We start from the raw sequence: 8,701 nt of genomic DNA on the forward strand, positions 1-8,701 counted from the left end.
CGATCGGCTGGCTGGTCAGCCGCTGGCGCCGCCGCGAGCCGGCCGAGCCGGTCGACCTGTCGGTGCTGCGGGAGGACCCGACGAACCGAACCGAACCGGCCGGGCCCGGACCGGCCGCCGCCGGGGCGGAGTCGCCAGGCAGGCCGGTCGCCGCCCGCTGAGCACGGCGCGCGGGACAGGCGGGACGCGGCGGGACGGGCCAGGCGCAGCGGGACGGGCGTCAGGCCGTGGACCGGGGCGGCGGTCAGCCGGCCCAGTCCGGCAGGGGCTCGCGGGCGGCCAGCCAGTCGGTCGGCACCCCGCCCGGCGTGCCGACGCCGGTGTGCGCGGCCACCACCGCCCCGACGATGGCGGCGGTGGTGTCGACGTCCCCGCCGGCCTCGACGCACGCGCGGACCGCCGCCGGGTAGTCGTCCAGGTGCACGGCGGCCACCCAACAGGTGAAGGCGACGGTGTCCTGGGCGGTGACCCGGGAGCCGTTGCCGAGCACGTCGGCGGCCTCGGCGACCGGGCGGTCGAGCAGGCCGGCGGCCCGGCGTACGCCCCGGTGCACCTCCGTGGCCGGGTCCAGCGCGGCGGTGACGCCGGCCAGCAGCCGCTCAGGGGCGGGCCGGTGGCCGTCGAGGCGGGCGCGGGCGGCCAGCGACGCGGCCACCGCCACCGCCACCGCGCCGGCGACGCCCTCCGGGTGCGCGTGGGTCACCTCCGCCGACGCCCGGGCCTGCGCCGCCGCCCGCGCGGTGGAGTCGGCGTACCACGCGCCCAGCGGGCCGACCCGCATCGCCGCGCCGTTGCCGCAGGAGCCCTGGCCGTCGAAGGCCGAGGCGGCCGCCACCGGCCACGGCGTACCGGTGCGGATCAGCCGCAGGATGGTCACCGCGCCCGGCCCGTACCCCCGGTAGGGCTCGCAGCGCTCGGCGAAGGCGGCGGCGAGCGAGTCCCGGGCGATCCGCCCGGTCTCGGCGAGGGCGGCGACCACCGAGCAGGCCATCTCGGTGTCGTCGGTCCACTGCCACGGCGGCGGGGGCAGCTTCCCGGCGGCCAGGTCGGCCGGGTGCCGGCCGGGAACGAAGAACTGTGAGCCGAGCGCGTCGCCGACCGACAGGCCGGCGAGCGAGTCCCGGGCGAGCGCGAGACGAGTGTCGGGAAAGAGCGTGAAGGACATCGTTGTACCAGCTTGCCCTGTTGCCTCATGCGCCGCAAACGCGATCGACTTGCCACCGCGGGTACGGTCTTGCTGTGGCCACCGTGCTCCTGGTCGAAGACGATCACGTCGTACGCGGCGCGATGCTGCGATCCCTCGCCGACCGGGGGCACGCCGTGCACGCCGTCGGCACGGCACTGGACGCGCTGCGCCGGGTGGCGGCCGAGACCCCCGACCTCGTGGTGCTCGACCTCGGGCTGCCCGACCTCGACGGCTCGGACGCGCTGCGGATGCTGCGCGGCATCACCGACGTGCCGATCATCATCGCCACCGCCCGCGACGACGAGCAGTCCGTGGTGCGGCTGCTGCGCGCCGGGGCCGACGACTACATGGTCAAGCCGTTCACCGGCGCGCACCTCGACGCGCGGATCACCACCGTGCTGCGCCGGGCCGGGCGGGCCAGCCGGACGGTGCAGCCGGCCGTGCACAGCGTCGGCGGGCTACGGGTGGACGTCGGCGAACGCAGCGCCCACCTCGACGGCGAGCCGCTGGCGCTGACCCGCAAGGAATTCGACCTGCTGGCCTATCTCGCCGCGCGGCCGGGCCGGGTAGTGTCCCGCCGGGAACTTCTGGAGGAGGTATGGCGGCAGCCATCGGTCGGCGAGGACCAGACCATCGACGTTCACCTGTACTGGCTGCGCCGCAAAATGGGCGAGTCCGCGGCGAAGCCGCGCTACCTGCGCACCGTGCGGGGGGTCGGCTTCCGGCTGGTGACGCCGGACTGAGGCCGTCGCTGGCCCTGCTCACGGCCGGCATGTGCGCCCTGGTGGCGCTCGCGTTCCTCGTCCCGCTCGCCCTCGGTCTCGCCGACCGGGCGCGCGAGGAGGCCATCGCGGACGCCGCCCGGCGCAGCGCGCTGGTGACCGGCGCGCTCGCCGTCAGCACCGACCCCGCCGTGGTGCAGCGCGTCGTGGCGGCCAGCGGCGACGACCCGGCCACCCGGCCGGTCGTACGCGGGCTCGGGGTGGACGAGTCGGCGGGCCGGGCCGACGCCGGGAGCCTCGAGCGCGCGCGGGCCGAGCGGCGTTCCGTGGTCGTCGACGTCGAGGGCGGCGTGCTCCGGCTGGACCCGGTCGTGCTCGGCGACACGACGGCCGTGGTCGAGGTCTTCGTGCCCGAGTCGGAGCTGACCGGCAACAGTCGGTGGCTGCTGCTGCTCGGGGTGGCCGCCGCCCTGGTGGGCGCGGCGGTGCTGGTGGTGGACCGGGTCGCCGCCCGCGCGGTCGACTCGGCCCGGGGCCTGGTCCGCGCGGCGCTCGCGATCGGCGACGGCGACCAGGGCGTACGCGTCGACCCGAGCGGCCCACGTGAGCTGGCCGAGGCCGGGCACGCCTTCAACCGGATGGCCGACCGGCTCGACGCCGCCCGCACCGACGAGCGGGAGCTGGTCGCCGACCTGTCGCACCGGCTGCGCACCCCGCTGACGGTGCTGCGGCTCGACGCGGAGGCGCTGGAGTCCGACGACACCAGCGTGGGCTCGTTCAGCGAGGCGGAACTGGACCGGCGGCGCGGCATCCGCCGGATCCGGCAGGCGATCGTCACCCTCGAGGGCGAGATCGACGTGCTGATCAAGACCACCCGCAAGGCGGTCGCACACGAGGCCGGGCCGGCGATGTGCGACGTCAGCGAGGTGGTGCGGGACCGGATGGTGTTCTGGGCCGCCCTGGCCGGCGACCAGAACCGGCCGCACCGGGTCAGCGGCGCCCAGCTGCGCATCCCGGCCCCGGTTCCCCGGGCCGAGCTGGCCGCCGCGCTGGACGCGGTGATCGGCAACGTCTTCCGGTACACCCCGCAGGGCACCGCGTTCGAGGTGGCGGTCTCGCGCCGCGACGGGTACGTGGCCATCCGGATCGACGACGCCGGGCCGGGGATCGCCAACCCGGACCGGGCGCTGCGCCGGGGCACCAGCGACCAGGGCTCGACCGGGCTGGGGCTGGACATCGCCAAGCGGGTGGCGTTGCAGGCGAACGGCTCGGTCAGCATCGACCGGGCCCGGCTGGGCGGGGCGAGCGTGGTGATGCTGCTCGCCGACCCGGAGGCGACGCCCCGGCAGGTCAGCCGGTTCGGCCTGGTCGGCCGGATGGCCCGGGAGCAGAAGACCGGCAGCCGCCGCTGGCCCCGCCAGCGGCCCACCGACGACTGAGCCGCAGCCCGGCCGGGCGGCCCCGGTCCGGCGGCCGGTTGTGGGGCGGCGCAAGTCTTCCTTAGATCGCGGTTAACCGTGGTGCCGGAGCGGGCCGGCGCTGACAGGATCGAATCCGAACCCATCAGTTCCACCGGTCAATGCCTCGGGGCACCCCACCGGCCGGTGGAGCCGGGCGCGCGGCGGGAGACTCGGTCCCCCCACACCTCCTCCCGCCGCGCGCCGCCCCCTCTCCGCGTTCAGCCGGTGGCGGCGGCCAGGTGGGCGTCGATCTCGGCGGTGATCCGCCGCTTGCCGGCCGGGTCCAGGAACGAGGCGGTCACCGCGTCGCGGGCCAGCGCCGCCAGCCCCTCCGGGCCCACGTCGAGCAGCCGGGCCGCGACGGCGTACTCCTCGTCGAGGGTGGTGCCGAACATCGGCGGGTCGTCGGAGTTGATGGTGACCAGCAGGCCGGCCTCGACCAACTGCCGCAGCGGGTGCTCCTCGATGCTGGCGACCGCGCGGGTACGCACGTTGGACGTCGGGCAGACCTCCATGCCGATGCGGTGCTCGGCGAGATAGGCCAGCAGCTCCGGGTCCCGCGCGGCGGAGATGCCGTGCCCGATCCGCTCCGCGCCGAGGTCGCGCAGCGCGTCCCAGACCGTCTGCGGGCCGGTGGTCTCGCCGGCGTGCGGCACCGAGCGCAGCCCGGCCGCCCGGGCCCGGTCGAAGTACGGCTTGAACTGCGGCCGGGGCACCCCGATCTCGGGGCCGCCGAGGCCGAAGCTGATCAGCCCGTCCGGGCGCTCCTCCAGCGAGATGCGCAGCGTCTCCTCGGCCGCCGCCAGGCCGGCCTCGCCGGGGATGTCGAAGCACCAGCGCAGCTCGATGCCGAAGTCCGCCTCGGCCCGCTTGCGGGCGTCCTCGATCGCCTCGCAGAAGGCGGGCGCGGGGATCCCCCGGTGCACGTGCGAGTAGGGCGTGACGGTCAGCTCGGCGTAGCGGACCTGCTGGCGGGCCAGCTCGCGGGCGACCTCGTGGGTGAGCAGCCAGACGTCCTCGGGGTCGCGGATGAGGTCCACGACGCTCAGGTAGACCTCGATGAAGTGCGCGAAGTCGCGGAAGGCGAAGTAGTCGGCGAGCGCGGCCGGGTCGGCGGGCACGGGGCTGCGGCCCTCGTGGCGGGCGGCCAGCTCGGCGACGATCCGGGGCGAGGCGGAGCCGACGTGGTGCACGTGCAGCTCCACCTTGGGCAGTCCGGCGATGAAGGTTTGCAGGTCGGTCACTGGTTCTCCTCTGCGCGGGCGCCGGTGCGGGCGACGAAGAAGACGCGGCGGAACGGGAAGTGCACCTGAGCGTGCCGCACGGGGTACGCCTCGGCGAGTCGGACGCCCAGCTCGGCCCGGAAGTCGGCCCAGCCGACGGCGTCCAGGGCCGCGCGGACCGGCCGGAGCGCGGTCCCCTCCAGCCAGCTCAGCACGGGATGGTCCGCGTCGACGCGGGCCGGCAGCAGGTGCACGTAGGTAGTCTCCCAGGCGTCCACCGCGCAGCCGGCAGCGGTCAGCAGCTCGGCGTAGCCGACGGCGCTGTCGTCGGCCGGGGGCCGGCGCAGCAGCGGGGCGACGTCGGCACGCCACGCCGGCCGGTCGGCGACCTCGCGCAGCGCCCGGTGCGAGGGCGCGTCGAAGTTGCCCGGCACCTGCACGGCCAGCCAGGCGCCGACGGGCAGTTCCCGGGCCCAGCGGGTGAGCAGCTCCCGGTGGCCGGGCACCCACTGGAGCACGGCGTTGCTGACCACGACGTCCACGTCGGGTTCCGGGTACCAGTGCCGGACGTCGCCGACGGCGAAGGAGACCCCGGCGGTGGCGGCAGCGGTGGCGGCGGCCTCCGCGATCATCTCCGGTGAGGAGTCGAGGCCGGCGACCCGGCTGTCCGGCCACCGCGCGGCGAGGGTGGCGGTCAGGTTGCCCGGGCCACAGCCGAGGTCGACCACCGCGCGCGGGCGCTCGGCGGGGACCCGGGCGAGCAGGTCGTGGAAGGGCCGGGAGCGCTCGTCGCCGTAGCGCAGGTACGTCGTCGGATCCCACATCGCTACCTCCCAAACCGTACGTCCGTCTTGTTAACCGTACGGCCCGCCGCGCGACCGGACAAGCCGATCACTAGGCTCAGTCCCATGGAGCAGCGCACCTTCCCCCGGCTGGGGCGGCGCGTCGGGGTGATCGGGCTGGGCGCCTGGCAGCTCGGCGCGGACTGGGGCACGGTCAGCGAGGCCGACGCCACCGCCGTGCTGACCGCCGCCGTCGAGTCGGGGGTCACCTTCCTCGACACGGCGGACGTCTACGGCGACGGGCGCAGCGAGCAGCTCATCGGGCGGTTCCTGCGCAGCCGGCCCGACGCCGGGCTGACCGTGGCCACGAAGATGGGCCGCCGCGTCGCGCAGACGCCCGAGGCGTACACCCTGGCGCACTTCCGCGAGTGGACCGACCGGTCCCGGCGCAACCTCGGCACGGACACCCTCGACCTGGTGCAGCTGCACTGCCCGCCCACCGCCGTCTTCGCCGACGACGCCGTCTTCGACGCGCTGGACACCCTGGTCGCCGAGGAACGCGTCGCCGGCTACGGGGTGAGCGTGGAGACCTGCGAGCAGGCGCTGACCGCCATCGCCCGGCCGGGGGTGGCCAGCGTCCAGATCATCCTCAACGCGCTGCGGCACAAGCCCCTCGACCGGGTGCTCCCGGCCGCTGCCGCCGCCGGGGTCGGCGTCGTCGCCCGCGTCCCGCTGGCCAGCGGGCTGCTCTCCGGCCGGTACGACGAACACACCACCTTCGCCGCCGACGACCACCGCACCTACAACCGGCACGGCGAGGCGTTCGACGTGGGCGAGACCTTCTCCGGTGTCGACTTCGCGCTGGGCCTGGCCGCCGTGCGCCGGCTGGCGCCGCTGGTCGGCGACGGGCGCACGATGGCCCAGTTCGCGCTGCGCTGGGTCGTCGACCAGCCCGGCGTCACCGTGGTCATCCCCGGCGCCCGCGACGCCACCCAGGCCCGGGGCAACGCCGCCGTGGCCGGCCAGGCCCCGCTCTCCGGACTGGAGCTGGCGGCGGTGGCGGAGGTCTACGACGAACTGGTCCGTCCGCGGGTGCACGACCGGTGGTGAGCCGGGCGGCCCGGACAGGGATCGACGGAGGGAAATCGCGATGAAGGGCTGGCTGCCGCTCACCCTCGGCCTGCTCGCCGTGGTCGGCGGTGCGGTGTGGACGGTGCAGGGCCTCGGCTACGTCGAGGGCAGCGTGATGACCGACCAGCGGATCTGGGCCGTACTGGGGCCCGTCGTCGTCCTGGCCGGGCTGGTCGCGCTCTGGTTCGGGCTGCACGCCCGCAAGCGACGCTGAGCGCCGTCCGCCGCTCGCCGCCGTCTCGGCTCCCCCTCCAGGTGGGCGGCCAGGTTGGCGAGCGACAGGCCGGGCGCGGACAGCTCGCGTACCGGCCGCGGTGGCGGGCCCCGTGAACGCGGAAAGCCCCGCATCCCGGGCGGGATACGGGGCTTCGCTGTGCTCCGGGCGCCGGATCACAGCATTGGCCGGCGGCTGCCGACCGGCACTGCTCAGATGGGGCGGACCTGCTCGGCCTGCGGACCCTTCTGACCCTGGGCGATCTCGAACTCCACCCGCTGGTTCTCCTCCAGCGTGCGGTAGCCGCTGGTCTGGATGGCCGAGAAGTGGACGAACACGTCAGCACCCCCGCCGTCGACGGTGATGAAGCCGAAGCCCTTGTCTGCGTTGAACCACTTCACGGTTCCCTGCGCCATGTGTATCTCCTTCTAAAACTGGCGGCCGAGCACGCCGTGCGGCCGATTGGCCGTTTTCGAGCAGCGGTGCCTGAGGCGGCCCCCACGAAGGAGACTTCGCTCAACCCACGCCATCTCTCAACAGCGTGGAACAGCAAACCACGTAGCGAAAACTCTGCACAGAGTACCGGACGAAATTCTTCGACATGTGACCTGACGGGTGCCGAAGATCCCCTGGGTGGGCCCTTGCACCCGCGCGAAAAGACCCCCGCACCAGCGCGCCGGCACGGGGGTCCTTTTCGTCGTCGTCGGGTCAGTCCGGCCAGCTTCCGGTGAACCGGCGTACGCCCACCGCGCCACCCCGGTCGACGGCGGCCCGGACGACCGCGAAGATCGCTCCCTGCAACGCCGCCGCCGCCAGGATCTCGCCCCAGCCGCGGTCCTCGTCGGTGGCGCTGGGCGCCTCGCCGTCGCCCGCCGTCATCTTCCACACCTGCCGGAAGATCGCGCCAGCGACCGTACCGGCGGCGATGCCCATCAATACGCCGACCGGCTTGTACGCGGCCTTTCCGATACCCCTGCTCACCGCTGCCTCCCCCGTACGATCACCAACACGATCAAGGCCGCCACCGCGCCCGCCGCGAGGGCGACGAACGGCGTCGGGTTACGCCGTACGACGGCACCCTTCTCCTGCGCCTGCTCCCGCGCGAGCTGCGCCTTCTGCGCCGCCTGCCCGCGCACCCGGGCCACGGTCTGCGCCGTCTGGTCCCGCATCCGCTCCTTCGCCTGGTCGGCGGAGGACCTCAGCCGCGCCTTGACGTCGGCCTTGGCCGCCAACGCCTCCATCGTCTCCCCCAGCTCGACCCGGGTCCGCCGGATCTCCTCCCGCAGCGCCTCGGTGTCGCCGGTGCCCCGGCCGTTGCCCGTAGTCATGCCCGTCCCCTGTCCTTCACGGCGGCGGCGACCGTGTCCACGTCCGCCCGGACGCTACGGACCGCGGCCTGCGGCACCGGCGGGACCGCCTGGCTGACCTGCTTCTTGCCCACCAGGGCCAGGACCCCGGCCATCGCGAAGAGCACCACCGCGACGATCAGGGCCGCCGCCCAGGCCGGAAGCACCAGGTCGAGCAGCAGGATCGCGGTGGCGACCAGGGCACCCAGGCCGTAGAGCGCCAGCGCCCCGCCGCCGCCGAAGAGACCGATGCCGATACCGGCGTGCTTGCCCTTCTGGGTCAGCTCCGCCCGGGCCAGGGCCAGTTCGTCCCGGACCAGGCGGGAGACCTGCTCCGTGGCCCGCTGCACCAGCTCGGCGGTGGACGGCTCGCTCCCGGTACGGGATGTGCGGGCGTTCGCCACGTCAGCCATGCTGTCCTCCTTTCATCATCACCGCGCTGTATGCCCGGAGTCGCCGCCCGTCAATCCTTCGCTCGGCAGCCGTTGAGCCCGGACCGCCGCGTCCCCGAGCCGCCGCACGGCGCGGAAGAAGGTGCAGAAGCGTCGCGCAGCAGGTCCCCGCCAAACGCCCGGTCAAACTTCCCGAGCCAGCGCACTCCGCCCGGCCGCCCCACGAGGCACAACCCCGCCCACAC

The 8,701-nt window shown here is 74.8% G+C and carries 11 protein-coding genes; 4 read left to right on the forward strand and 7 right to left on the reverse strand.

The genetic code is table 11. The features are described from left to right. Positions 1-244: 244 nt before the first annotated feature. Positions 245-1,165 carry an ADP-ribosylglycohydrolase family protein gene (locus F6X68_RS26965; RefSeq protein WP_151456898.1) on the reverse strand — a complete coding sequence of 307 codons (921 nt, stop codon included), beginning with the start codon at positions 1,163-1,165 and terminating at the stop codon, positions 245-247. 74 nt (positions 1,166-1,239) lie between these two features. On the opposite strand from F6X68_RS26965, the gene F6X68_RS26970 reads away from it, so the two are divergent. Together F6X68_RS26970 and F6X68_RS26975 are read left to right on the forward strand one after the other, a co-directional pair. Beyond that, a complete protein-coding gene (locus tag F6X68_RS26970; protein WP_151456899.1) occupies positions 1,240-1,929 on the forward strand; it encodes a response regulator transcription factor in 690 nt (229 codons plus the stop codon). Positions 1,930-1,958: 29 nt separating this feature from the next. Next, positions 1,959-3,347 carry a HAMP domain-containing sensor histidine kinase gene (locus F6X68_RS26975; RefSeq protein WP_192581553.1) on the forward strand — a complete coding sequence of 463 codons (1,389 nt, stop codon included), beginning with the start codon at positions 1,959-1,961 and terminating at the stop codon, positions 3,345-3,347. Positions 3,348-3,586: 239 nt separating this feature from the next. Here F6X68_RS26975 and F6X68_RS26980 read toward each other — a convergent pair whose 3' ends face one another. Both F6X68_RS26980 and F6X68_RS26985 read right to left on the reverse strand, forming a co-directional pair. Next, complete coding sequence (locus F6X68_RS26980; RefSeq protein WP_151456900.1) at positions 3,587-4,612, reverse strand: adenosine deaminase; 1,026 nt, start codon at positions 4,610-4,612, stop codon at positions 3,587-3,589. Next, the gene (locus F6X68_RS26985; protein ID WP_151456901.1) at positions 4,609-5,415 is read right to left on the reverse strand and encodes a trans-aconitate 2-methyltransferase; all 807 of its coding nucleotides are present in this window, start codon (positions 5,413-5,415) and stop codon (positions 4,609-4,611) included. Before F6X68_RS26985 ends, F6X68_RS26980 begins: the two co-directional genes overlap by 4 nt. Before the next feature lie 84 nt (positions 5,416-5,499). Between F6X68_RS26985 and F6X68_RS26990 the strand changes: the two genes are divergently transcribed. Together F6X68_RS26990 and F6X68_RS26995 are read left to right on the forward strand one after the other, a co-directional pair. Then, positions 5,500-6,483 carry an aldo/keto reductase gene (locus F6X68_RS26990; protein WP_151456902.1) on the forward strand — a complete coding sequence of 328 codons (984 nt, stop codon included), beginning with the start codon at positions 5,500-5,502 and terminating at the stop codon, positions 6,481-6,483. A gap of 40 nt (positions 6,484-6,523) precedes the next feature. After that, complete coding sequence (locus F6X68_RS26995; RefSeq protein WP_151456903.1) at positions 6,524-6,718, forward strand: hypothetical protein; 195 nt, start codon at positions 6,524-6,526, stop codon at positions 6,716-6,718. 212 nt (positions 6,719-6,930) lie between these two features. On the opposite strand, the gene F6X68_RS27000 is transcribed toward F6X68_RS26995, so the two are convergent. The 4 genes from F6X68_RS27000 to F6X68_RS27015 form a co-directional block, all read right to left on the reverse strand. Continuing rightward, complete coding sequence (locus tag F6X68_RS27000) at positions 6,931-7,134, reverse strand: cold-shock protein (RefSeq protein ID WP_007075740.1); 204 nt, start codon at positions 7,132-7,134, stop codon at positions 6,931-6,933. Positions 7,135-7,426: 292 nt separating this feature from the next. Continuing rightward, positions 7,427-7,699: a DUF4235 domain-containing protein gene (locus F6X68_RS27005; protein ID WP_121395419.1), complete on the reverse strand. Its 273-nt coding sequence runs from the start codon at positions 7,697-7,699 to the stop codon at positions 7,427-7,429. Continuing rightward, a complete protein-coding gene (locus F6X68_RS27010) occupies positions 7,696-8,046 on the reverse strand; it encodes a DUF3618 domain-containing protein (RefSeq protein WP_151456904.1) in 351 nt (116 codons plus the stop codon). The genes F6X68_RS27005 and F6X68_RS27010 overlap by 4 nt, the downstream gene beginning before the upstream one ends. Beyond that, the gene (locus tag F6X68_RS27015; protein WP_151456905.1) at positions 8,043-8,477 is read right to left on the reverse strand and encodes a phage holin family protein; all 435 of its coding nucleotides are present in this window, start codon (positions 8,475-8,477) and stop codon (positions 8,043-8,045) included. Before F6X68_RS27015 ends, F6X68_RS27010 begins: the two co-directional genes overlap by 4 nt. Between the last annotated feature and the right edge of the window lie 224 nt (positions 8,478-8,701).

Origin of the sequence: Micromonospora sp. AMSO12t, assembly GCF_008806585.1 — a bacterium.
In the GTDB taxonomy this organism is placed as follows: Bacteria; Actinomycetota; Actinomycetes; order Mycobacteriales; family Micromonosporaceae; genus Micromonospora; species Micromonospora reichwaldensis.

What these genes read in the sequence shown, in the direction of transcription:
- F6X68_RS27015 (WP_151456905.1), bottom strand. Translation starts at nt 8,477, where the DNA reads ATGGCTGACGTGGCGAACGCCCGCACATCCCGTACCGGGAGCGAGCCG.
- F6X68_RS26995 (WP_151456903.1), top strand. Translation starts at nt 6,524, where the DNA reads ATGAAGGGCTGGCTGCCGCTCACCCTCGGCCTGCTCGCCGTGGTCGGC.
- F6X68_RS26990 (WP_151456902.1), top strand. Translation starts at nt 5,500, where the DNA reads ATGGAGCAGCGCACCTTCCCCCGGCTGGGGCGGCGCGTCGGGGTGATC.
- F6X68_RS26965 (WP_151456898.1), bottom strand. Translation starts at nt 1,165, where the DNA reads ATGTCCTTCACGCTCTTTCCCGACACTCGTCTCGCGCTCGCCCGGGAC.
- F6X68_RS26975 (WP_192581553.1), top strand. Translation starts at nt 1,959, where the DNA reads ATGTGCGCCCTGGTGGCGCTCGCGTTCCTCGTCCCGCTCGCCCTCGGT.
- F6X68_RS27000 (WP_007075740.1), bottom strand. Translation starts at nt 7,134, where the DNA reads ATGGCGCAGGGAACCGTGAAGTGGTTCAACGCAGACAAGGGCTTCGGC.
- F6X68_RS26985 (WP_151456901.1), bottom strand. Translation starts at nt 5,415, where the DNA reads ATGTGGGATCCGACGACGTACCTGCGCTACGGCGACGAGCGCTCCCGG.
- F6X68_RS27010 (WP_151456904.1), bottom strand. Translation starts at nt 8,046, where the DNA reads ATGACTACGGGCAACGGCCGGGGCACCGGCGACACCGAGGCGCTGCGG.